The sequence below is a fragment of the Curtobacterium sp. ABR8 genome, from assembly GCF_057812125.1.
Genome location: NZ_CM173818.1, coordinates 2,655,602 through 2,678,560, shown reverse-complemented (window position 1 = coordinate 2,678,560; position 22,959 = coordinate 2,655,602). Strand labels below are relative to the sequence as shown.

General features: G+C 72.1%; 18 protein-coding genes. 11 read left to right on the top strand and 7 right to left on the bottom strand.

The window, feature by feature from the left end:
• Positions 1-3: 3 nt before the first annotated feature.
• The gene (locus ACXKZB_RS12670) at positions 4-1,359 is read left to right on the top strand and encodes a sensor histidine kinase (RefSeq protein ID WP_488823347.1); all 1,356 of its coding nucleotides are present in this window, start codon (positions 4-6) and stop codon (positions 1,357-1,359) included.
• A complete protein-coding gene (locus ACXKZB_RS12665; RefSeq protein ID WP_222658039.1) occupies positions 1,356-2,405 on the top strand; it encodes a hypothetical protein in 1,050 nt (349 codons plus the stop codon). Before ACXKZB_RS12670 ends, ACXKZB_RS12665 begins: the two co-directional genes overlap by 4 nt.
• Before the next feature lie 682 nt (positions 2,406-3,087).
• On the opposite strand, the gene ACXKZB_RS12660 is transcribed toward ACXKZB_RS12665, so the two are convergent.
• Together ACXKZB_RS12660 and ACXKZB_RS12655 are read right to left on the bottom strand one after the other, a co-directional pair.
• The gene (locus ACXKZB_RS12660; RefSeq protein WP_488823346.1) at positions 3,088-3,342 is read right to left on the bottom strand and encodes an acyl-CoA carboxylase subunit epsilon; all 255 of its coding nucleotides are present in this window, start codon (positions 3,340-3,342) and stop codon (positions 3,088-3,090) included.
• Positions 3,342-4,937 carry an acyl-CoA carboxylase subunit beta gene (locus ACXKZB_RS12655; protein WP_123313744.1) on the bottom strand — a complete coding sequence of 532 codons (1,596 nt, stop codon included), beginning with the start codon at positions 4,935-4,937 and terminating at the stop codon, positions 3,342-3,344. The genes ACXKZB_RS12660 and ACXKZB_RS12655 overlap by 1 nt, the downstream gene beginning before the upstream one ends.
• A gap of 74 nt (positions 4,938-5,011) precedes the next feature.
• Here ACXKZB_RS12655 and ACXKZB_RS12650 point away from each other — a divergent pair, with 74 nt between their 5' ends.
• From ACXKZB_RS12650 to ACXKZB_RS12635, 4 genes are all read left to right on the top strand, one after another.
• On the top strand, positions 5,012-5,812 hold the full coding sequence (locus tag ACXKZB_RS12650; RefSeq protein ID WP_488823345.1) for a biotin--[acetyl-CoA-carboxylase] ligase: 801 nt from the start codon (positions 5,012-5,014) through the stop codon (positions 5,810-5,812).
• 4 nt (positions 5,813-5,816) lie between these two features.
• Complete coding sequence (locus ACXKZB_RS12645) at positions 5,817-6,365, top strand: PH domain-containing protein (RefSeq protein WP_340195671.1); 549 nt, start codon at positions 5,817-5,819, stop codon at positions 6,363-6,365.
• A 67-nt stretch (positions 6,366-6,432) separates the two neighbouring features.
• Positions 6,433-7,740, top strand: a complete 1,308-nt coding sequence (locus ACXKZB_RS12640) for a UDP-glucose dehydrogenase family protein (RefSeq protein ID WP_488823344.1) — start codon at positions 6,433-6,435, stop codon at positions 7,738-7,740.
• An 11-nt stretch (positions 7,741-7,751) separates the two neighbouring features.
• On the top strand, positions 7,752-9,170 hold the full coding sequence (locus ACXKZB_RS12635) for a hypothetical protein (protein ID WP_488823343.1): 1,419 nt from the start codon (positions 7,752-7,754) through the stop codon (positions 9,168-9,170).
• Here the strand turns inward: ACXKZB_RS12635 and ACXKZB_RS12630 are convergent.
• On the bottom strand, positions 9,137-10,324 hold the full coding sequence (locus tag ACXKZB_RS12630; protein WP_488823342.1) for a glycosyltransferase: 1,188 nt from the start codon (positions 10,322-10,324) through the stop codon (positions 9,137-9,139). The two genes, ACXKZB_RS12635 and ACXKZB_RS12630, sit on opposite strands and share 34 nt — an antisense overlap.
• 48 nt (positions 10,325-10,372) lie before the next feature.
• On the opposite strand from ACXKZB_RS12630, the gene ACXKZB_RS12625 reads away from it, so the two are divergent.
• Positions 10,373-11,596 carry a polysaccharide pyruvyl transferase family protein gene (locus ACXKZB_RS12625; protein ID WP_340195920.1) on the top strand — a complete coding sequence of 408 codons (1,224 nt, stop codon included), beginning with the start codon at positions 10,373-10,375 and terminating at the stop codon, positions 11,594-11,596.
• Positions 11,597-12,172: 576 nt separating this feature from the next.
• Here the strand turns inward: ACXKZB_RS12625 and ACXKZB_RS12620 are convergent.
• Together ACXKZB_RS12620 and ACXKZB_RS12615 are read right to left on the bottom strand one after the other, a co-directional pair.
• Positions 12,173-13,147 carry a GH25 family lysozyme gene (locus tag ACXKZB_RS12620; protein ID WP_123313737.1) on the bottom strand — a complete coding sequence of 325 codons (975 nt, stop codon included), beginning with the start codon at positions 13,145-13,147 and terminating at the stop codon, positions 12,173-12,175.
• A gap of 146 nt (positions 13,148-13,293) precedes the next feature.
• Complete coding sequence (locus tag ACXKZB_RS12615; RefSeq protein WP_185021442.1) at positions 13,294-14,586, bottom strand: acyltransferase family protein; 1,293 nt, start codon at positions 14,584-14,586, stop codon at positions 13,294-13,296.
• Positions 14,587-14,693: 107 nt separating this feature from the next.
• Between ACXKZB_RS12615 and ACXKZB_RS12610 the strand changes: the two genes are divergently transcribed.
• Positions 14,694-16,568: a hypothetical protein gene (locus ACXKZB_RS12610; protein WP_488823341.1), complete on the top strand. Its 1,875-nt coding sequence runs from the start codon at positions 14,694-14,696 to the stop codon at positions 16,566-16,568.
• A gap of 72 nt (positions 16,569-16,640) precedes the next feature.
• Positions 16,641-17,672, top strand: a complete 1,032-nt coding sequence (locus ACXKZB_RS12605; protein ID WP_488823340.1) for a lysylphosphatidylglycerol synthase domain-containing protein — start codon at positions 16,641-16,643, stop codon at positions 17,670-17,672.
• A gap of 76 nt (positions 17,673-17,748) precedes the next feature.
• Here the strand turns inward: ACXKZB_RS12605 and ACXKZB_RS12600 are convergent, their stop codons facing one another.
• Entirely contained in the window at positions 17,749-19,302 is a 1,554-nt protein-coding gene (locus tag ACXKZB_RS12600; RefSeq protein WP_488823339.1) for a DUF2142 domain-containing protein, read from the bottom strand.
• Positions 19,299-19,784 carry a GtrA family protein gene (locus ACXKZB_RS12595; RefSeq protein WP_488823338.1) on the bottom strand — a complete coding sequence of 162 codons (486 nt, stop codon included), beginning with the start codon at positions 19,782-19,784 and terminating at the stop codon, positions 19,299-19,301. The genes ACXKZB_RS12600 and ACXKZB_RS12595 overlap by 4 nt, the downstream gene beginning before the upstream one ends.
• Positions 19,785-19,897: 113 nt before the next feature.
• Here ACXKZB_RS12595 and ACXKZB_RS12590 point away from each other — a divergent pair, with 113 nt between their 5' ends.
• Together ACXKZB_RS12590 and ACXKZB_RS12585 are read left to right on the top strand one after the other, a co-directional pair.
• Positions 19,898-21,034 (top strand): 5-(carboxyamino)imidazole ribonucleotide synthase, encoded by a 1,137-nt coding sequence (locus ACXKZB_RS12590; RefSeq protein ID WP_396288849.1) that lies wholly within the window; start codon positions 19,898-19,900, stop codon positions 21,032-21,034.
• A gap of 216 nt (positions 21,035-21,250) precedes the next feature.
• Positions 21,251-22,921, top strand: a complete 1,671-nt coding sequence (locus ACXKZB_RS12585; protein ID WP_488823337.1) for a glycoside hydrolase family 6 protein — start codon at positions 21,251-21,253, stop codon at positions 22,919-22,921.
• Positions 22,922-22,959 lie beyond the last annotated feature (38 nt).

Below are 22,959 nucleotides of genomic sequence, written 5' to 3'. Positions count from 1 at the left end.
CCGATGGTGAGCGCGGCTGAGCCGGCGTCGCGCCGGGGGACCGGCAGGCGCTCCGGCCGCGGGTCGGGCGGCGCCGGTGCGGCGTCGAGCCAGGCCGGTGGCGACCCGGTCGGCGTCGGGGACGGAGCGCCCTTCGGCGCCGACCCGTCGCGCAGCGTCCGCGCGTCGATCACGCAGGCTTCGGTGGAGCGTGCCTTCGCGATCCTGCTGGCGATGGCCGCCGTCGGCCTCGGCATCGTCGACACCCCGGCGGTCCTCGCCCAGTTGCCGTACCTCGACCCGTTCTGGGGTCCGCTCGTCGCGATCGCACTCGGGGCGTCGTTCGTCCTGGTCGGGGTGTCGGCGTTCGTGCCGCGGATCGCCCAGCTCGCGCAGATCCTGTGCGCGCTCCTCTTCCTGGTCGCGCTGACGACGTGGCCGCTCACGGTGCAGGAGTCGATCCCGTCCACGCAGCAGCCGTGGCCGTGGTGGTTCTGCACCGTCGGCTCGACCGCTGCGGCGATGGGCTTCGCCACGTGGCGTGCCACGATCTACACCGCACTCGTGCCGGCGGTCTACGTGGTCCTCCGGCTCACCCCGGTCGGCGGTGACGCCGGGCTCGTCCGCGCACTGCTCGACGGCGTGTACACCGCGCTGCTCAGCGGTGCGGTGCTCGTCATCGCGGTGGTCCTGCGCCGGGCCGCCTCGTCCGTCGACACGGCGCAGTCCGCCGCGGTCCGCCGCTACTCGCTCGCCATCCGTGACCACGCGGTCGAGGTCGAACGCGTGCAGGTCGACGCGATCGTGCACGACAGCGTGCTGACGACGCTGCTCTCCGCTGCCCGGGCCGACACGCTCGAGGCGAAGACCCTCGCCGCGCGCATGGCGCGGAACGCCATCGACCACCTCGAGGCCGCGGCGGCCGACGGCCCGGACGACGACACCCCGGTCCCGCTCGCCGACCTCCGCGCCCGCATCGGCGAGGCGATCGGTGCCCTCGCGGCGCCCGTCCGGCTCGTGCCCGCCCCGACCGGCCCGGTCCGGCTACCGGCCTCGGTCGCCGACGCCCTGGCCTCGGCGGCGCTGCAGGCCGCCGTGAACAGCGTCCAGCACGCCGGTGGACCCGAGGTCACCCGGTGGGTGCGCGTCGAGCAGCACGACGACGGCGTGCACGTCGAGGTCGGTGACGACGGCCGCGGGTTCGACGTCGCGACGATCCCGTCCGAACGACTCGGGGTGCGGCGTTCGATCATCGAGCGGGTCGCGGCCGTCGACGGCCGCGCCGAGGTGCACACCGCCCCGGGCGAGGGCACGCGCATCGAGCTGACCTGGTCGCCTCCCACGCCGTCCGCGCCCTCGACGAGCGGAGCCGCCGCATGAAGGTCTCCCTCCCCGCGAGCATCGCGATCGGCCTGGCGTCGCTGTTCTCCGTGTACCACCTGGTCCTCGCCGTCGCGTCACTGCAGCGCGTGCACGACGTCGGACCCGTCATCGCCTGCATGGTCCTCTACGCGGCGGCCACCGGCGCCGCGCTCTTCGTGCCCGGCAAGGTCCTGCCGGTCTGGACGGCGTGCTTCTCCCTCGCCACCGCGGTCGTGATGCCCCTTGTCGCGGCCCCGGTCGTCGACCTGGCGAACGGTCCGGGGAACGCCACGTGGTGGATCGCCGCCGTCGGCACGCTGATGGTCGTCCTGGTCGTCCGCGGCCGTGGCCCGTTCGCGTGGGCCGGGGTGCTCTTCCTGGCGGTGTACACCGTGGCGTGGGCCGGTCTCGACGCGCTCGGAGCGCTCGGTGTGCTCGGCAGCGTGGCCTGGGTCGCGATCGCCACGGTGTTCGCCGTGGCGATGAACCGGGCCATCCGGAACACCCGCGAGCTCGTCCGTGCGGAGCAGGAGACCGCCGACTGGCAGGCGGCGCAGGACGCCCACGTCTTCGAGCGGCAGTTCCGCCTGAGCCAGACCACGCGGATGGCCCTGCCGATGCTGCAGCGGATCATCGACTCGTGCGGCGACCTGGACGACGCCGACCGGGCCGAGTGCCTGCACCTCGAGCAGGCCATCCGTGACGAGATCCGCGGCCGTTCCCTGCTGTCCGAGGACGTCCGCGACGAGGTCATGCGCCTGCGCCGTCGGGGTGCGACGGTGCAGCTGCACGACGACGGCGGCCTCGACGAGCTCGAAGTCGACGACGTGCGCCGCATCCACGCCCGCATCGCCGAGGCCCTCCGACAGGCCCGCGAAGCCGACAACGTCATCGTCCGCACCGTCAGCGAGGGGTCCGACTCCGCGGTGACCGTCGTCGGGCTCAAGCTCGACACAGCGGCGAGCGAGTCCGCCGCCCTCGGAGCCGGCATGGAGGACGACGACGGCGACGAGGACGACTCCGTGGCCCTCTGGCTCGAGATCCCGCGGCACGAGCCCGCCTGAGGCGCGTCGCGCCTGCTCGAGCTCGCGCCCGGTGCGTGCGCATCGTCCGACGAACCACGAGGCGATCGACGCGCGCAATGTCGGAACATGCGCACGCATGCGGTGCGTGCGCATCATCCGACAAACCGCGAGGCGATCGACGCGTGGAACGTCGCGAAAGTGGCGCGCGCGGCAGTGGGCGCGGGGCGCGGCGGCCGGGAGGCCCGTGGCGGCGCCGCCACGGGCCTCCCGGCCGCACTTTGGTCGCGCCGGGCTGGCGCCGACGGCTGACGCGACAACACGGACGTCGTACGACGTCGAGGATGTCGTTCCGCATCGACGACCGACGACCAGACCGACGCGAACGCCCCGGAAACGGGGAACGGGCCGGTCGTATCCGACCGGCCCGTTCACGACCCGAGGCTGAGCGACAACCCGAATGTCGCCCTGCCTCGCAGCGGGCGGTGGCGTCGTACCCTAGTCGGCCACCGACCTGCGATGTTCTTCGTTGAAGGACACCGAACACCAGTAACTATGCCAACCCACAACCCTTGTGTCAGTCGTCATTATGGGGGACAAAATCGGCATTTCCGGTCCCCTTGAGCGATTCGTGTCCCCCGTGCGAGGGGATACCGACCGGGAAGTGCAGCCTGCAACGGCTACCGACACGGGGACACCAGGGGTACAGCGAGGTCAGCGGAGGTCAGCGGAGCGATCGGCTCCAGGCACCGGGACCGTGGTCGAGCGGACGACGCAGACCGCGGGCCGACGCCTGCCACCCGGCCCGCGGCTCGTCGACGACCTCGGCCCGGCCGGCTGCAGCGGCCTCGTCGGCCTGGCGCTGCAGCACGGCCACGACCGCTGCGAGCTCCTCGGGGGTGGGTTCGCCGGAGACCACCCGGACGTCGGCGACCGATGCCGGCTCGTCCGTGGGGACCGGAGCTGCGTGACGGCCCATCAGAGCGGGATGTTCCCGTGCTTCTTGGGCGGCAGCGTGGCGCGCTTGCCACGCAGTGCGCGCAGGGCCTTGATGACCGAGACGCGGGTGGCGTGCGGCTGGATGATCCCGTCGAGCTCACCGCGCTCGGCCGCCAGGTACGGCGACGCGACGTTGTAGGTGTACTCGTTCGCGAGCTTCGTGCGGACCGCTGCGACGTCCTCGCCGGACTCCTCGGCGCGCTTGATCTCGGCGCGGTACAGGATGTTGACGGCGCCCTGTCCGCCCATGACGGCGATCTCGGCGGTCGGCCAGGCCAGGTTGATGTCGGCGCCGAGCTGCTTCGACCCCATCACGATGTACGCGCCGCCGTAGGCCTTGCGCGTGATCACGGTGACGAGCGGCACGGTGGCCTCGGCGTAGGCGTACAGGAGCTTCGCGCCGCGGCGGATGACCCCGGTCCACTCCTGGTCGGTGCCCGGCAGGTAGCCGGGGACGTCGACCAGGGTCAGGATCGGGATGCCGAACGCGTCGCAGAACCGCACGAAGCGGGCCGCCTTCTCGCCGGCGTCGATGTTCAGCGTGCCGGCCATGGCCTGCGGCTGGTTCGCGATGATGCCGACGGTCCGGCCCTCGACCCGGCCGAAGCCGATCAGGATGTTCGGCGCGAACAGCGGCTGGACCTCGAGGAACTCGCCGTCGTCGACGATGTGCTCGATGATCGTCGTGACGTCGTACGGCTGGTTCGTCGAGTCGGGGATGACGACGTCGAGCTCGTGGTCGGCGTCGGTGGTCTCGAGCTCCGGGGCGACGTCGTAGGCGGGGGCGTCGGACAGGTTGTTGTCCGGCAGGAACCCGATGAGCGAGCGCGCGTAGTCGAGCGCGTCGGTCTCGTCCTCGGCCAGGTAGTGGGCGACGCCGGAGACCGCGTTGTGGGTCTGGGCGCCACCGAGCTCCTCGAAGCCGACGTCCTCGCCCGTGACGGTCTTGATGACGTCGGGGCCGGTGACGAACATGTGGCTGGTCTTGTCGACCATGATCACGAAGTCGGTGAGGGCGGGGGAGTACACCGCACCGCCGGCCGCCGGGCCCATCACGATGGACAGCTGCGGGATGACACCCGACGCCTGGGTGTTCAGGCGGAAGATCTCGCCGTACTTGCCGAGCGCGACCACGCCCTCCTGGATCCGGGCGCCGCCGGAGTCGAGGATGCCGATGATCGGAACGCCGGTCTTCAGCGCGTGCTGCATGACCTTGATGATCTTCTCGCCGGCGACCTCGCCGAGCGACCCACCGAAGACGGTGAAGTCCTGGGCGTACACGGCGACGTTTCGGCCGTGGATCGTGCCGACGCCGGTGACGACCGCGTCGCCGTAGGGGCGCTTGGCGTCCATGCCGAACGAGGTGGTGCGGTGGCGGACGAACTCGTCGAACTCCACGAAGGAGTTCTCGTCGAGCAGCTGCTCGATGCGTTCGCGCGCGGTGCCCTTGCCCTTGGCGTGCTGCTTGGCGATCGCGGACTCGCCCGCGGCGGTCACGGCCTCGTGGTACCGCTCACGGAGGTCGGCCAGCCGGCCGGCCGTCGTCGAGAGATCGGGGGTGTCTCCTGAAGTCACCCGCTCACCCTACCGGCGGCGGGGTCGGGGCCGGTTGGAGGACCCCCACGGTTCCTGCCCGTACATTTGCGTGCATGTCCACATCCCCGTCGCCGTCGTTCCCCGTCACCAGCGAGGCGGTCCGGTCGGCGGGCGCGACCCTCACCGTCCCCGACGAGACCGGCTCCACGAACGCCGACCTGCTCGCCGTGGCACCCGCGCAGCAGCACGGCAGCGTGGTCGCGACGCTCCACCAGACCTCGGGTCGTGGGCGTCTGGACCGCACCTGGAGTGCCCCGGCCGGCGAAGCGTTGGCCGCGAGCCTGCTCGTGCGCGCCGACCTCGCGGACCACGACCGCGGCTGGCTGCCCCTGGTCGCCGGCGCCGCCATGCGCGACGCGATCGCCCGGGTGCTGCCCGCCGGCGCCGACGTCGCCGTCAAGTGGCCGAACGACGTGCAGGTCGCCGGCGACAAGGTGTGCGGCATCCTCTGCCAGGTCGCGTCCGACGGCAGCGTCGTGGTGGGCGCCGGCGTGAACCTCACGATCCCCGCCGACCGTCTGCCGACCCCGACGTCGACGTCGCTGCGCGTCGCCGGCGCGGTCGACGACGCTCCCGTCCTGGCCGACGCGGTCCTGTCCGCCTTCCGTGCCGCCGTCCTGGAGGCCGTGGCCGCCCTGGTCACGGGTGGTCCCGCCGCCGAGACGGTCCGGTCCCACGTCCGTGCCGCGTGCGGCACGATCGGTCGCCGCATCCGCCTCGAGCTGCCCGACGGCACCGTCGAGGAAGCGGACGCCACCGGCATCGACGACGAGGGCCGCATCACGATCCGGGATCGAGCGGGCGCCTCCAGGGGCGTCGCCGTGGGGGACATCACCCACCTGCGGTATGCATGACGGCATGACCGCCGAGCCGCCGCCCGAACGCGTCGTCGCTCGCCTGCGACCACACGCTCGTCGACTCGTGCGCCCTGCGGTGTTCGTCGTGCTGGTCATGGTCGCCGGCGGGTTCGGGTTCGGCGTGTTCCAGGCGCAGCTGGCGTGGCTGAACGCCGTCGTCGCCGCACTCGTCGTGGTGCTCGTGGTGTTCGGCGGTGCCGTGCCGCTGTTCCGGTGGATGTCCGAGCGGTACGTCGTGACGACCCGGCGGCTCGTGGTCGTGCACGGGCTCGGTACACGGACCCGGCGCGAGCTCCTGCACTCCCGCGGGTACGACGTGACGGTGCGCCGGCGCGGGCTCCAGGGGGTGTTCCGCTCCGGTGACGTCCTGGTGTTCCCGGGCGACGACCCCGCCGTGGTGCTCGCCGACGTGCCGCACGCCGACCTGGTGGTGGCCGTCCTGCACGACCTGGTCGAGGCCCACGAGGCCCGGCGACGCCACCGCGAGCCGGACTGGGACGAGATCGTCGGCGGCCCGGACCGACCGCCGTGGGGCGACGTCCGAGCCTGACGCCGCCGCGACACCCTGGGCAGCTGCGGTGCTGGACCTCCCACGAGAAACCGGTACCGTCTTCGTCGTGCGTATCTCTGTCATCGGCTGCGGGTACCTCGGTGCCGTGCACGCCGCCTCAATGGCCAAGCTCGGACACGAGGTCGTCGCCGTCGACGTCGACCCGACGAAGATCGAGCGGCTCGCCGCCGGCGAGGCCCCGTTCTTCGAGCCCGGACTCCCGGAGATCCTGACCGAGGCGCTCGCCTCCGGCCGGATCCGCTTCACCACCGACATGGCCGAGGTCGCCGGTTCCCGCGTGCACTTCCTCGCCGTCGGGACGCCGCAGAGCCCGACGGGTGCCGCGGACCTGACGTACGTCGACGCCGCTGTCGCCGCGCTCACCCCGTACCTGTCCGCCGGCGAGTTCGTCGTCGGCAAGTCGACCGTCCCGGTCGGCACCGCTGCGCGCCTCGCCGCCGAGGTGTCCGAGGCCGTGCCCGGGGCGACGCTCGTCTGGAACCCCGAGTTCCTCCGCGAGGGCTTCGCCGTGCAGGACACCATCAGCCCGGACCGCTTCGTCTACGGCGTCCCGGACGGTGACGCCGGACAGGCCGCCGTCGACGCCCTCGACGAGGTCTACGCCGAGGCGCTCTCCACCGGCACGCCCCGACTCGTCGTCAACCTGCCCACCGCCGAGCTCGTCAAGATCAGCGCGAACGCGTTCCTCGCCACGAAGATCTCGTTCATCAACTCGATGGCCGAGATCGCCGAGGTCGCCGGTGCCGACGTCACCGCGCTCGCCGACGCCATCGGCCACGACGCCCGCATCGGCCGCAAGTTCCTGAACGCCGGCCTCGGCTTCGGTGGCGGCTGCCTGCCGAAGGACATCCGCGCGTTCCAGGCCCGGGCGAACGAGCTCGGCGTCGGGGAGTCCCTCGCGTTCCTGGCCGACGTCGACGCCACGAACCTGCGTCGTCGTGCGCACGTCGTCGAGCTCGCGCAGGAGCTGCTCGGCGGGGTCGTCACCGGCAAGCGCGTCGCGGTGCTCGGTCTGGCCTTCAAGCCGAACTCGGACGACGTCCGTGACTCGCCGGCCCTCGACATCGCCGCACGCCTGCACGAGCTCGGCGCCTCGGTGTCCGCCTACGACCCCGAGGCCGTCGTCACCGCCCGTCGGGTGCACCCGGAGCTCGACTTCGTCGAGACCGCGGCGGACGCGTTGTCCGGTGCCGACCTGGTCCTCGTGCTGACCGAGTGGACGGAGTTCCGCGAGCTCGACGCGACCACGGCGGCGTCCCTGGTGTCGAGCCCGGTCGTCATCGACGGCCGCAACTGCCTCGACCGCGACGCGTGGACCGCCGCCGGCTTCACGTACCGCGGCATGGGGCGCTGACGTCGCCTGACGTGCAGCAGCACACCCGGCGCTCCGACCGCATCCGCGCCCTGCTCACCGCGGGGTTCTGCGGCCGGGACTGGGCGACACCGGTCGTGCTCGCGGCGACGCTGCTCGCCCTGACGGCGTCGGTGGCGCGGACGTTCTCGTCGATGCCGCTCGCGAGCGTGGACGAGTCGGCGCACGTCGACTACGTGCTGCGGGTCTGGCACGGGCAGCTGCCCGTCCTGTCCGACGGCATCCGGTTCCGTCCGGGGTTCGGCGGGACCCCGCCCGTGCAGTGGGTCGCGCAGCACCCGCCGTTCTTCTACCTGCTGCTCGCACCGGTGGTGGGGCCGCTCGTCGACGCCGGGCACCCGGTGCAGGCCGTTGTGCTCGGTCGTCTGGTGAACGCCGTGTTCGTGGCGGCGATCGTGCCGGTCGCCGCGTGGGCCGCTGGCCGCTGCTTCCCCGGGGTCGTCCGGCTGCCGGCCACCGTGGCCGTCGTCACCGCGTCGACGAGCGTCCTCGTGGTGCAGGGCGGCGTCGTGTACAACGACTCGCTCGCAGCGTTGACCTGCGCGCTGGCGTGCGGCGTCGCGGGCGCAGCGCTCCGGTCCGGCGTCGGCCCGGGGCTCGCCGTCGGTGGCGCCTTCGTGGCCGCGGCCGGGGCGACGACCCGCCTGTCGTTCGCCCTCTGGCTCGTGGCGATCGTCGTCGCGTTCGCGCTGGCCCGCACGGTCCGGTTCGGGCGGCTCCGCGGTGCCTGGGCCCGCGTCGCCGTCACGGCGCTCCCGGTGCTCGCTGCCGCAGCCGCCTCCGGGTGGTTCTGGCTGCGGAACGAGGCACTGACCGGGTCGTTCAGCGGCCGACCGACGGCCTGGCCCGGGTACACGCCGCGACCGCACTACTCCGAGGCCGAGGTCGTCTCGATGCTCGGGTTCTGGCGGCAGCTCTTCGCGCTGTACCGCGGGTCCTTGCCGATCGCGAGCCCGCTGCCGTGGGTGCTCCTGCTCGTCCCGGTGCTGCTGTTCGTCGCGGCGCTCGTGCTCCGGCGCCTGCGACCCTGGGCGCCCGCCGACGACGACCGCTGGCCGCGCCGCCTCGTGGTCGCGATGCTCGTCGTCGTCACGCTGCTGTTCGTCGTCGTCGAGATCCGCTACACCGCCGGGGGCGGCGCACCGCTCAACCGGTACACGCTCACGGTGCTGCTGCCGATCGTGTTCGCGATGGCCGCCGGCTTCCTCGCCTGGCGTCGCGCGGCAACCGTGCTCGTGCTGGTCTGGGGCGCCCTCGCGTTCGTGCCGACGTGGTCGCTCCTGCGGTTCGAGGGCTCGGACCTCGTCGAGCACTCCGGCACCGTCGTCGTGCTCGCGTTCGCGGCGGCGGTCGTCTGCGCCGCCGCGATGCTGGTGACCTACGCGATGGCCGCGCGCAGCACCGCCCGGTAGCGCTCGCCGATCCGCTCGGTGGAGAACTCCGCCGCCGAGACGACGGCCTGCTCCTGGTAGCGCGCCCGTGCGGCATCGTCGGTGAGCACGCGCTGCAGGGCTGCCCGGAGCGCAGGGACGTCGCCGGGGGGCACGAGGACGCCGGACACGTCGTCCCGCACGACGTCGCGGATGCCGGGCAGGTCACTCGCGACGATCGCGGCACCGACGGCAGCAGCCTCGAGCAGGGTGACCGGCAGTCCCTCTTGATCGCCGTTCGCCGCCGGGATCGACGGCACCGCCACGACGGTGGCCGATGCGAGGGTCTCGAGCACCTCGGTGCGTCCGCGCTGACCGAGGAACGTCACGGGCAGTCCCGCGGCCTGCTGCTCGAGCTGGGCCCGGTAGGGGCCGTCACCGACCACGGTGAGCCGCCACGGCACGTCGTCGCCGAGCCCGCGGAGGGCCTCGATCAGGTTGCCGAAGCCCTTCTTCTCGACCAGCCGGCCGACCGCCACCACGTGGTGCTCCTGGGCGGGGACGCGGGCGCGGGTGTCGCGGGCCGGGCCCAGGTCGACGCCCATCGGGATCACGGTGGACCGGGCCTCGGGCACGCCCCACTCGGTCAACCGTTCCCGCATCTCGGAGTTCACGGTCGTGACGTGCGCCGAACGGCCGAACACCCAGCGCTTCAGGCGGACCAGGGGAGCGGCACGGAGCGCGTAGACGTCGCCGCCGTGCGTCGTGACGACGACGGGCACGCCCGGGGCTGCCAGCGTCGCGACCAGGGCCTGCGGGATGGCCCAGTGCGCGTGGATGACGTCGGGCTTCGCGGAGCGGACCACACGGCGGACCGCGAACCACTGCGCGAGCACCAGCGCCGGCACCTGCACGATGCGTGACCGGCGCTCCTTGAGGTTGTCGAGGATCGCGCCGTCGGCCAGGTCCTCGAACGCCTTCGGGAAGTACGGGAAGCGCCGGACGCCGACGTCGCCGATGCGTTCGGTGGTGGCACCGCCGGGCACGCGCGGGGTGAGCACCATCGTGTCGAACTCGAGGGCCTCCTGGTGGGCGAGGTCGAGCACGAACGCCGGCACGCCGTCATCCGGACGGGCCGGGAACGTCGAGCCGAGGACGAGCAGGCGGGGACGGGCGGAGGAGGTGGGGCGGGACATCGTGCCTTTCCGGGGGTCGCGGGGGACGGTCCGGTAGGCTCTCCACCCGTGCGCGTTCTGATCCACAATAGCGATTCGCCCCACAACCGCGGGGACCGGGCGATCCTCGCCGGCAACGTCGAGCTGGTCCGCCGGCGGTGGCCCGACGCCGAGATCGTCTCCCTGTCGCAGTACCCCGAGCGGGACGCCGCGTGGTTCGGGATCCGGTTCCTGCCGGTCTCGCCGTACAGCACCGGCATCGGCGACCTGTTCGCCCTCCTGCGTGCCGCACGCAGTGCCGACGTCGTCCTGTGGGGTGGCGGGGAGATCCTCAAGGACTACACGAACAAGCTCGGCCTCGTGTACTGGTTCGGCAAGATGCTGCTGGTCCGTGCGGTCAACAAGAACCTGGTCGGAGCCTTCCAGGGCATCGGCCCGACGACCGCCGGCGTGAGCAAGCGCCTGATCCGCGCCACCGTCGACCTGTGCCGCTCGTTCGCCGTGCGCGACGACGAGTCCCGCGAGAAGCTCCTGGCGTGGGGCGTCCGCACACCGATCGTGTCGTCGTTCGACCCGGCCGTCGTCGGGACCGTCACCGCGCCCGACGCCGACGTCCTCGAGCGGCTCGAACGCACCACCGGCCTGACCGCCGAGCGCCTCGAGGGCTCGATCGGCTTCGGGGTCCGCCGCTGGTTCCACTACAAGCGCAGCGGCTGGATCCCGTTCCGCTTCCTGCCGAAGCGCTTCCGGCAGACCGGCGTCGACAGCGACAAGCTCGTCACGTACCGCCAGGCCGTCGCGGACCTGGCCGACCGCGTCATCGACCGCTGGGATGCCGACGTCGTGTTCTACCCGATGCACATGGAGGCCTCCGAGGGCGACGCCGCCTTCGCCCGCGAGGTCATCGCCCTCATGCGGCACGCCGACCGCACCCACGTCGTCGAGGCCGACGAGTTCTCGCCGTCCGAGTACGCGGGGCTGATGTCGCGCAGCCGGCTGTTCCTGGCGAGCCGCCTGCACTCCGCGATCGTCGCGACCATCGCCGGCGTCCCCGCCGCGGTGCTCTACTACGTCGACAAGGGCCGGCTGTTCTTCGAGCAGATGGGTCAGCAGGAGTTCTCGAAGCCGATCGAGGCGGCGCTCGAGCCGAGCTTCGTCGACGACGTGACGGCGCAGCTCGAGCGGCTCGACGCGGACCGCGACGCGGTCCGCGCGCAGCTCGCCGAGGGCGTGGCCCGGATGGCGACCGCGCTCGACGCCGACTTCGCCGAGGCGACCCGCGACGTCCGCTGACACCAGCGGCTCGCGATCGTGAGCCGATGGCGGACGGGAGGCCCGTGGCGACACCGCCACGGGCCTCCCGTCCGTCCGGGCGAAGCTCGCCGGCGCGTGGTGCGTGGGCTGCGCACCGTGCGTGCCTCGTCGTCCGGTGCGGGCTTGCCCGCTTGGTGCGCGGTTGTGTGTCGGCACGGGGCGTGCAACGGCGCACCGAGTGTCGGAGTCCGCACCGTGCGGCGGACGGGAGGCGCGTGGTGCGTGGGCTGCGCACCGTGCGTGCGTCGTCGTCCGGTGCGGGCTTGCCCGCTTGGTGCGCGGTTGTGTGTCGGCACGGGGCGCGCAACGCCGCACCGGGTGTCGGAGTCCGCACCGTGCGGCGGACGGGAGGCGCGTGGTGCGTGGGCTGCGCACCGTGCGTGCGTCGTGGTCAGGTGCGGGCTTGCCCGCTTGTTGCGCGGTTGCTTGTCGGCACGGGGCGTGCAACGGCGCACCGGGTGTCGGAGTTCGCACCGTGCGGCGGACGGGAGGCCCGTGGCGACAACGCCACGGGCCTCCCGTCCGCCTCCGCACCGGCTCAGGGCGTGACGCGTGTCACTCGGTCTTGGCCGCGAAGCGCTTCAGGTACGTGATGTTGTTGCGGTAGACGTCCTGGTCGCCGGGGAGTACCCCGCTGGACGCCCACTGCCAGAAGGTCCACTTCGACCAGCTGCGTCCGAGGGTGCCCGGCGTGGTGAAGTTCTTCACGGGGTAGATCGCGACGAACAGCGGGTTCTTCGAGAACTGGTTGCTGTTGTTCGTGCAACGCTTCCACCAGTCCGTCGTCGTGTAGATCGCCGGGTAGCGGTGGATCTTCTTGTAGACGGTGTTCGAGAAGTCCTTGATCCAGCTGCGCATCTGGCCCCAGGTCTTGCCGTAGCAGGTGCCCTGTGCCGCGCTGCCGTACTCGATGTCGAGCAGGGGTGGCAGGGTCTTGCCGTCCTTGCTCCACTGCCCGCCGTGCGCGAAGAAGTAGTTCGCCGTCGCGGCGCCGCTCGCCTGGCTCGGCTGCGCGTACACGTAGCCACCGCGGTACAGGTTCCGTTGCTTGGCGGTGGCGTACTGCTGCTTGTAGGTCGAGCTGACGTACGACGTGCCCTCGGTCGCCTTGACGTAGGCGAACCGGGCGCCGTTGCGGTACGCCTGCAGGAAGTTGACGCTCGGCTGCCAGGCGCTGATGTCGAAGCCCTGGATGCGTCCCGGGGGCGGGCCGGAGGCGGTGGCGGCGGAGGAGGTGCTCAGCGACTGGGCGCTCACGCCGCCGGCAGCGCTGTCCGGCGCGGTGACCGTGACGTGCGACTCGCCGGCGTGGGCGGCGATGCCGGCGCCCATGGTGTGGTTCCCGGTGCGGTCCATCTCGGCGATGGAGAGCTGCTCGGCCGCGGGGGCGGGGGTCGCCGCCGCGGTGGCCGTCGGAGCCGGCGTGGTCGGGGCGGTCTCGGCGACCGCCGTCCCGCTGCCGAAGGTGATGGCCCCGGCGACGGCGGCAGCGGTGCCGAGTCCGAGGATCCTGGTGATCGGTGCGCGCATGTGGTCTCGTCTCGTCTTCCCTGTCGAGATGCCGTGGGCCTGATCACCCACGCCGCGGTCCGAGCGATGCTACCTGCCGCCCGCCCGTGCTGTCCGCGACGCGCAGCACGGCGGTGTCCGCGGCCGCGAGCGACGTGGTGCGGTCGTCAGCGCGCGCTGCGGCTGCCCGCGTCGGGGGAGGCGCTGTCGGTCTCGACCTCGGGCAGGCGTCCGCGGTGCGACACCTCGGCCGTCGCGTGCTTCTGTCGGCGGTTCATGAAGTTGCGCTCGACGAGCCACCAGAAGCCGATGCAGATGCCGATCACGACCGGGATCACGACGAAGACCATCATCAGGAACTGGTACTTCGGGTACAGGCCGAGGGGCAGCAGGAGCAGGTTGCCGAGGCCCAGCAGCGGGCTGTGGAACAGGTAGATCGAGTACGACACCAGACCGGCGAGCACGAAGGGCTTCCAGGCGAAGAAGCGGGCGAGCCACGTGTGGTTGCCGGTGACCGCCTGGCGCCCCATCCAGGTGAGCAGGATGCCGGCCAGGATGCCGGTGACGACCTCGGACGGCCAGGTCTGGTGCTGCCAGTAGTCGCGGTTGCGGAAGAACACCAGCAGCGTCCCGAGCACCATCGCGCCGACGAAGGCGCCGCTCGCCCACCGCGGCCCGCCGAGCTTCGAGCGTTCGCGGACCACGCCGGACAGGTGCTCGTCGCGGGCCTTCACGGTCAGCTCGGCGGCGAGCATCCCCACCGCGAACAGGCCGACGAACCACGGGTGCATGAACGAGTAGCGGCTCTCGGCGCCCATCCACATGCCGATCAGCACCAGGCTCGAGGCCGTTGCCCAACCGCCGAACACCCGCCACAGCGGCAGGATCAGGAGCGGCATCAGGAAGTAGATCTGCCACTCGACCGCGACCGTCCACATCGGGCCGTTGATCTTGCCGATGTACTGCGGGAAGAAGTCGTGCACCAGGAAGAAGTGCGTCAGGAACGTGCCCCAGCCCATCGGCAGCTTCGTGTCCCACTGCGTGCCACCGGGCTGACCGAGCACGGGGACGAACAGGATGAGGAGCGCGAACAGCACGAGCGACGCCCAGTAGGGCGGGATGATCCGTCGGGCGCGACGCCAGACGAACTTCCAGAAGCCGCCGGGCAGGCGGTACCGGTCGAACCGGGTCAGCACCGGCAGCATGAGCACGTAGCCGGACAGCACGATGAAGAGCGGGACGCCGAGGTAGCCCCAGCCGATGATCGGGCGCAGCCAGGGCAGCTCGGTCGGGCCGGTGCCGGTCGTCCCGGTGAAGAGGTACGCGTGGTAGAAGACCACCGCGAGTGCGGCGAGGCCGCGGAGCCCGTCCAGGTAGGGGAACTCGAGCCGGCCGCCGGCGCGGGGCGCGGCGGCAACGGGATCGGCTGCGGATTCTGCTGCGCGGGTCTCGGTGGCCAACGATCGTCCTCGGTGTGGTCGGAGCGGGGTCGCAGGCAGTCTCCCACACGCCGAGCGGGTGTCGCGATGCTGCGCCCTGTGCCTGGTGTTTCGGTTCGGATGTCATGATGAAGCACGTGACCTCGACGAGCGCAGCCGCAACGCAGATCACCCACGAGCCGGATCGTCGGCGTTCGGGGGCCGCTCCGCGTCGGTTCGCGCGCGTCGTCGCACCGCTCGTCCTGGCACTCCTCGTCGTCGTGGGGGTCGCGCTCAGCGCCGCCGTCGCGTACCACAACCGCCTCGGCGTGACGAACGTCGACGGCATCTCCTACATGGGCATCGCCCGCGAGTACGCGAACGGCTGGCTGCCCGACGCCATCAACGCATACTGGTCGCCGATGGTGTCCTGGATGATGGCGCCGTTCATCGCGGCCGGTCTCGGCATGCAGACGGCGTTCGCGGTCGTGAACTGCTTCGCGGTCGCCGTCGTGCTCGGCATCGGCGGCTGGCTGGTCTGGTCGCAGAACCACCGCATCGTCCCGGCGGTCCTCTTCATGGTCACCGCGATCCCGGCGCTGATGAGCGCGGTGTCGGTGCAGACCCCCGACCTGCTCGTCGTCGCGTGGGTCGTCGGCTACCTCTGGGCACTCCGGTGGGCGGACCAGGCGCTGCACGGGTCGACGCGGGCACGGCTGGTCTCCGGCGGCGTGCTCGGCCTCGTCGCGGCCATCGGGTACTTCGTCAAGCTGTTCCTGCTGCCGGTGGCGGTCGGCGCGGTGATCCTGTGGCTGCTGCTGCGGGTGTGGTCCGCTCGACGTCGCCGTGAGCCGGTGCGGCACTGGTGGACGTCGCCCGTGGCCACGATCGTGGTCTTCGCCGTCGTCATCGCGCCGTGGGTGGGCGCACTCACCATGAAGTACGGTTCGCCGACCCTGGGCTCGTCGCTCTCGGTGAACATCGGCTCGAAGTTCGACGACGGCGGGCGCGCGACCGACTGGCCGTTCCTGCCCGTGCCGCCGAACTCGCACGCGTTCTCGCCGAACGAGGACTTCACCCCGTCGGTCTACAAGCAGGGCCCGATGGACAACCCGGACCCCGCCGTGGTGCCGCCGACCGACGACGCCGCCACCACCGAGGACACCGCGCCGAAGGTCACGAAGGACTCCGGCATCGCGGCCCGCGCCGGCTACTACCTGCACGAGCGGATGCTCGCGCTGCCCTACTACCTGCAGAAGATCAGCACGTTCGCGCCGTTCGCCGCACCGATCGCCCTGCTCTTCGCCGCGGCCCTGGTGATCGGCGTGGTCCGGTTCCGCCGGTACGCCTTCACCTGCATCGTGGCGGCGACGACCCTGGTGTACTTCGTCGGCTACGGGATGATCACGTCGTCGTCGAGCGGCGGCGGGAACGCGCGGTACTACTGGCCGCTGTTCTACCTGACGGCGATGATCGGCGCGCTCATGCTGCCGGCCGTCTGGCGGCTGGTCCGCCGACGCGGCGTGGTCCGGACGATCGTCGCGTGCGTCGCGATCGCCGTCGTCCCCGTGGCGTCGTTCACGCAGAACTGGATCGGGTCGCCGGCGCCCTTCTACCCGTCGGTGAACCGCACCGAGGCGCTGCGCGTCACCGGACCGACCGACGTGCCCGAGATCGTCCGGCTCGCCGACCAGATCCGGGCGAGCGGTGCCCTGCCGGAGGACGCGACCGTCATCGGATCGAACTACCGCTCGCTGTCGTCGCTCGCGTTCCTGACCGACACGCGTGTGTACGGTCGCTCAGGTCAGGGCTACACGTACCACTCGGACGCAATGCGCAAGCTGTTCATCGACCAGGGTGTGCAGTACTTCGTGCAGTTCGACCCCGCCACCGCACCAGCACGCGACTACTCGATGGCCGGGAAGCTCGTCGGGACGTACAACGCGACGATCTCGTGCAGCGCCGACCGGTCGACCGATCCCGAGATCCCCTGTCGCATCCAGATTGTCAAGTTCGCGAAGTAGTCGCCGCTCCAGGGAGCGCGCCACCCCAGCGTCTACGATGACCTGGTCCCGAAGCCCGGCAGGAGACCACGTTTGTCAGGAACCACCAGCGACACCCCCGCACCCGAGGGGAAGCGTCCGCCGAAGTGGCGGCGGTTCCTCGGCAAGGCGATCCCGATCGTCTTCTACGTCCTGCTCGCGGTGTTCCTCGTGCTGTACCTGCGCGGCGTCGACTGGGGACAGCTCGCCGAGGCCGACTGGCAGTGGGGGTGGGTGGTCGTCGCGACGCTGATCAGCCTCGGGTTCCGCTACTGGGGTGTCGGCATCTGGTTCTACCTGCTGCGACGGCTCGGAGCGACCGGGCTCAAGGGCAGCGGCGTCACCCTGACCTACGTGTACGCGAAGTCCTGGATGGGCCGCTACATCCCCGGGGCAGCCACCTGGATCATCGGCAAGGTCTACTTCGCCTCGAAGCACGGCGTCTCGAAGGCCCGGCTCGGCGTGAGCGGCCTGCTCGAGGGCGCCCTGCAGATCGCCGCCACGCTGGCCCTGGCGCTCGTGCTGCTGCTCATCGACCCGCGCACGCACGACCTCGATCCGTGGCTCATCGCCCTGATGATCGCGGCGTTCGTCGGCTGCGTCGTCTGCCTGATCCCGCGGGTGTTCGTGTTCCTGATCGGCATCGCGCTGAAGATCCTGCGCCGCAAGCCGCTCGAGGCCGACGTGCGCCCGAACCTCGGCACGGTGCTCGGCGGGGCCGGACTGTACGTCGCCGGCGCGGTGCTGTCGGGTACCGCGTACTACTTCATCACGCTGGCGGTGTACCCGTCGCTGAAGCTCTCCGACGCGGCGTTCGTCATCGGTGCCGCGAGCATGGCCTCGGCGATCAGCATGTTGGCGGTCTTCGCCCCCGGCGGGCTCGGTGTCCGCGAGGGCGTCCAGGCCCTCCTGCTCGCGCTGGTGATGCCGGTGCCGGTCGCCCTCGTGGTGGTCGTCGTCACCCGCATCTGGAGCCTCGCGGTCGACGGACTCTTCCTGCTCTGCGCCGCAGCCCCGACGTGGTTCCGTCGTGGTCGCCCGACCGACGACCCCTCCGCGGTCGAGGGCAGCGCCCCCGCCGCCTGACGCGCACGACGCGAGCACGCACGACGCGAGCACGCACGACGCGAGCACGCACGCCGCGAGTGCGCACGACGGGAGGTCACGACGCCGGGGCGACCACCCGACGGTCGGCACGGGCGACCTGCACGACGGACGCGACGAGCCCCACCGCGACCAACGCCACGACGACCACGAGCACCGCGGGCGGCACCGGACCGATCTCGGAGTAGCGCAGCAGCCCGCGGCCCGTCACCGGGAACAGCGCCGCGTTCCAGAACCACGCCGACGCCACCGCGAACCCGTACACGCCCACCGCGGGGAGCAGCACGGCCAGCGCCACGGCGACCCAGGAACGTGCGCGCCCGGCGGGCACCAGGCGACGCCATGCGATGGCGCTCAGCACGATCAGGCAGACGATGGCGGGGAAGTAGTAGCGACCCTGGGTCGCGGCGACCTCGGTGGTGGTCAGGTACGAGTGCGCGCTCGTCCGGTTCTGGATGCCGATGAGCAGCGCCGGGAACACCGCCAGGCACAGCGCCACCCGCAGGTCGGGGCCGCGCCGGAACGCCCAGCCGACGAGCACGACGAGCGCGATGACCGTCAGGACGGCGGTGAGCAGGTCGCCCATGCTGACCTGTGCCCGACCGCCGAAGCTGCCCCAGAACGTGCGGGCGAGCGTTCCCCAGCTGACGTCGAGGAAGTGCCCGAGCGTCGGGTGCTCGCCGGGTGGGAAGTCCTTCGGTGGGCGCATCGCCGTGTACCCGTTCGGCTGGATCCGGCCGTAGGCGAACCAGTTGTGGAGCCACCACCACGCGCCGATGCCACCGGACACCGCCATCGTCACCACGGTGCGGACCACCCGTTGCCGCAGCGACAGCACCCCGGCCCCGGCGAAGAGCACGACGACCGCCACGAACGGCACCGCGGGCAGGCCGGTGCCCTTGATCCAGACCAGGGCACCGAGCACCACCGCGAGCGCGATGGTGGTGCGCCACCGGGTGTCCCCGGTGAGCAGCCGGGTGGCGAGCCACACGACGATCCCGGCGACGAGCAGCACGGGGGCGTCGTTCGAGAACGAGGAGCCGATGGACGCGAGCTCGGGCGTCGCGAACACCGCGAGTCCACCGACGAGCGCGGCCCGCGGTGACCGGGTCACCCGGCGGACGGACGCCCACGCCAGCAGCGGCAGGGCAGTGACGGCGAGGACGTCGGCGAGCCGCAGCGCGGTGAACGCCCGGTCCCACCGCAGGTCGCCGAAGTCCACGGCACGGAGCACGGCGGCACCGGCGAGGTAGGCGGTCGGCGGGTGCTGCGTCATCTGGTTGACGGTCGAGGACACCCCGGGGGCGTTCTGCAGCAGCTCGCTGACGGTCGACCACTCGCTCGACGGCTTCGTGGCCTGCTCGACCTTCGCTGCCTGCACGGCGTTGGTGACGAACAGCTCGCCGGGGGCGGCCCACGCGTCGCCGAGCGCGACGTGCACGGCGGCGTCGACGTGCGCCGTCTCGTCCGGGGCCTCGAAGACCGGGACGATCAGCGCCCAGGCGACGAGCCACAGGCCGAAGGTCGCCGTGACGACGGCGATCGCCACACGCTCCCAGCGGGCGGTGCGGGGTGGTGCGGTGGTGCTGGTGGTGGTCTCGTGGGCCGTCACCCGGTCGAGTCTAGGGCGCGCCCCTCGTGTGCGACGTCGGTGGCGACGGGCTCGGAACCGGTCCGCTCGGGGTGGTACACCCACACCTTGTAGAGCCAGAAGCGGAACACCGTGCCGAGCACCAGACCGACGATGTTCGCGACGTTGTCGGCGAGGACCGAGGTCAGCCCCATCACGTAGTGGGACACCCCGAGGCAGGCGAGGGCGATGACCATGCCGCCGAGCGAGACGACGACGAACTCGATGCCCTCGCGGGTGGCGACCGCACGGCGCTGCTCGCGGAACGTCCAGTACCGGTTGCCCATCCAGTTGACGAAGATCGCCACGACCGTGGAGATCACCTTCGCCCAGAACGGCCCGGAGTGGACCTCGGTCGGGTCGAGGACGGTGATGCGCAACACGTTGAACACCGTGGTGTCCACGACGAAGCCGACGGCGCCGACCACGCCGAAGCGTGCCAGCTGGGCAATGAGGCGCCGCACGTGCCCTCCAGGATCCGTAGAGTTGTCGCGGGCCGTGCACAACGCGACCCGAACAGCGATTGTAGACAACGCGTTCACCCCGGGCGGTGTGAACGCCGGAAGGATCACACAGCATGGCGTTGCGCGTCGGGGTCATCGGTGGGGGACAGCTGGCACGGATGATGGTGCCGGCGGCCGTCGAGCTGGGGATCGACATCCGGGTCCTCGCCGAGGGGCCGGGCATGTCGGCCGCCATCGCCGCGACGGCCGAGGGCGACTACCACGACGCCGCGACGGTCCTGGCGTTCGCCCGCGACGTCGACGTCATCACGTTCGACCACGAGCACGTGCCGCAGGACGTCCTGCGCGCCCTGGTCGACGCCGGGGTGGCCGTCCGCCCCGGACCCGGCCCGCTCGCCGTCGCGCAGGACAAGATCACCATGCGGACGAAGCTCACCGAGCTCGGCCTGCCGGTGCCCGACTGGGCCGCGGTGCACGACCCGGACGAGCTCCGCGCCTTCCTCGACGACCACGGTGGCCGCGCGGTGGTCAAGACGCCCCGCGGTGGCTACGACGGCAAGGGCGTGCGGGTCGTGTCGGACCCCTCGGACGTCGACGACTGGTTCATCGCCGTCGCCGAGGCCGGCGGCGGGCAGGCCCTGCTCGCCGAGGAGCTCGTCCCGTTCACCCGCGAACTCGCGCAGTCCGTCGCCCGCCGCCCGTCCGGCCAGGTGGTCGCGTGGCCGCTGGTCGAGACCGTGCAGCGCGACGGCGTCTGCGCCGAGGTCATCGCTCCCGCGCCTGACAGCGCCGGCCGCATCGCCGACGTGACGGAGTCGATCGCGGTCCGCATCGCCGAGGAGCTCGGGGTCACCGGGGTCCTGGCCGTCGAGCTGTTCCAGACCGCCGACGAGCGCATCCTCATCAACGAACTCGCGATGCGACCGCACAACACCGGGCACTGGACCATCGACGGTGCGACGACGAGTCAGTTCGAGCAGCACCTGCGTGCCGTGCTCGACCTGCCGCTCGGCGGAACCGGGTCCTTCGCCCCGGCTGCCGTGATGATCAACGTGCTCGGCGGGCCGGCGGACGGCGACCTCGCGGCCCGGTACCCGGCCGCGCTCGAGGCGTTCCCCGAGGCGAAGTACCACTTCTACGGCAAGGCCCCCCGCCCCGGTCGGAAGATCGGGCACGTCACCGTGATCGGTGACGACGTCGACGACGTCGTCTACCGCGCACGGGCGGCCGCGGCGCACTTCGACGACTGACGACGGGCCCTTCGACGCGACGGAAGGGCGGACGGGAGGCCCGTGGCGACGCCGCCACGGGCCTCCCGTCCGTTCGTGGGTCGCGTCCAGGGCGGCCGACACGTCCCCAGGACTGCCGACACCCGCTCGGGTGGCACCCGCACTGGCGGGTGGTGGCGCGCGGAGGCCCGTGTTCCCATGGACCGGTCAGGGGTCGACCGTCCGAGGAGTGTGTCCATGCGCCGCCGTCCGCGCCGTGCTGTCTTCTGCGCCGCCGCCGTCGCACTCACCGCTCTCGTCGGCGGGGTGCTGCCCGTCTCGTTCGCGTCGAGCGCCACCGCAGCGACGTCCGCGACGACCATCCGGTCCGCGTCCGCCGCCTCGCTCTACGGGGCCGGGCCGTACCGGTCGCCGACCAGCGAGGCAGCGAAGGCGGCCACCGCGCTCGCCGCCTCGGATCCCGCCGGTGCCACCGCGGCGTCGACCATCGCCCGCTACCCCGTGGCGACCTGGCTCGGCGAGTGGACGCAGGGGACCCAGCTGACCAGGACGATCAGCACGGCGGTCGCGGGCGCCGAGCAGTCCGGCACCACCCCGGTGTTCGTGCTGTACGCGATCCCGGACCGGGACTGCGGCGGGTACTCCGCCGGCGGGTTCTCCGAAGACTCCTACGACGCGTGGGTCGACCAGGTCACCGCCGCACTCGCCGGACACCGTGCCGCCGTCATCGTCGAGCCGGACTCGCTCGCGATGCTCAGCAACGCGAAGTGCAGCACCACGCTCGACGACCAGCGCTACCGGATCCTGTCCCGCACGGTCGCCGGACTCACCGCCGCCGGGGTCCCCGCCTACCTCGACGCCGGCAACTCGAACTGGGTGCCGCCCGCGACGATGGCCGCACGGCTGAACAGCGCCGGCGTGCAGCGGGCCCGCGGGTTCTTCACGAACGTCGCGAACTACTACCCGACCGCGCAGGAACAGGCCTACGCGCAGAAGGTCTCTGCCTCAACCGGCGGCTCCCACTACGTGATCGACACCTCGCGGAACGGGCAGGGCTGGCGCGGGACCTGGTGCAACGGCCCCGGCGCCGGGCTCGGCACCTCGCCGCGGGTCGTCGCCGACGGCACCGCGCTCGACGCCCTGCTGTGGGTGAAGACCCCCGGCGCGAGCGACGGCACCTGCAACGGCGCCCCGGCCGCGGGCAAGTGGTGGTCGTCCTACGCCCAGGCCCTCGTCGCGAACGCCCGGCTCGGGGTCCCGGCAGCCGACCTCGCGCCACAGGGCTCGCTCGAGGTCGTCGCCGGCACCGGCGGTGGCGTCCGGGTCCGGGGATGGGCCTTCGACGAGGACGACCCCACGCAGCCCGTCCGGGTCCGCGCCACCGTCGACGGTGTCGCCGCGGGAGCCGTGACCGCCGGACTCCGCCGGACCGACGTGGACGCCGTTGCGGGTGTCGGGGTGACGCACGGCTTCGAGGCCGTGGTGCCCGCGTCCGCCGGCGCTCGCCGGGTCTGCGTGATCGCCGTCAACATCGGCGCCGGGTCGGACACCACGCTCGGGTGCGCCACCGTCCGCGCCTTCCGGCACGACCCCTACGTCGCGCTCGAGTCCGTGACGGGCAAGCGGGGCGGCATCAGCGTGCGCGGCTGGGCCTTCGACGGCGACGCCGTGACGTCCGCCAGCACCGTCGCGATCACGGTCGACGGCAGGCGGGTGACGTCGCTGTCGGCGGGACGCGCGCGCGCCGACGTCGATCGGACGTGGGGTTCCGGCGCGGAGCACGGCTTCGCCGGCACCGTCGCCCTCAAGGCCGGCAAGCGGACCGTCTGCGCGGTCGCGCGGAACGTCGGCACCGGGAAGGACCGGAAGGCGAGCCCCTGCCGGACGGTGACGGTGACGCGGCGCTGACCGTTCGGGCGAGCGGCGACCCCGCGCCGTGCGGGTTG